Raw genomic sequence first — 368 nt, 5'->3', positions numbered from 1 at the left:
GTCCGAGGTGGCTTTGCCGAGGGCTGCCAGGGGTGCGGTGGACGGGTCGGCGAGCAGGGTGTTCGGGTTCATGTCCCGGACGTTGAAGACCGGTGCCCCGAAGGTGGCCTGGCCGTCGTCGAAGTCGCCGGCCTGGTCGCCGGCGCCGAGGAGCAGGATGTACTGGCGGATGCCCTTGGCGCAGGCTGGCCGGTTGCGGCCGGTGATGAGTTCGTCGCGGATGCGCATCCGGTAGAGGAGCATCCGCTCGGGCAGGCGCGGGTCGGGCTTCGACTGGACTTCGATGTGGTGGAGGGTGTCGCCGGCTTGGGCGAGCAGGTCCACCTGAACACGGGCCATCGGGAGTTCTTCACCCAGGCGGGTGACGG

Annotated in this window: 1 protein-coding gene; it reads right to left on the bottom strand. The window is 69.6% G+C overall.

All coding sequences use genetic code 11. From position 1 onward, the window contains the following. Positions 1-339, bottom strand: a 339-nt coding sequence (locus tag QSK32_RS45340) for a hypothetical protein (RefSeq protein WP_285475566.1), incomplete at its 3' end; no start/stop codon positions are given. Between the last annotated feature and the right edge of the window lie 29 nt (positions 340-368).

The organism is Actinoplanes sp. NBRC 101535 (assembly GCF_030269225.1).
GTDB classification, from domain to species: domain Bacteria; phylum Actinomycetota; class Actinomycetes; order Mycobacteriales; family Micromonosporaceae; genus Actinoplanes; species Actinoplanes rectilineatus.
Note: the sequence above shows the minus strand (reverse complement) of the source record. Positions and strands in the feature narration are given on the sequence as shown.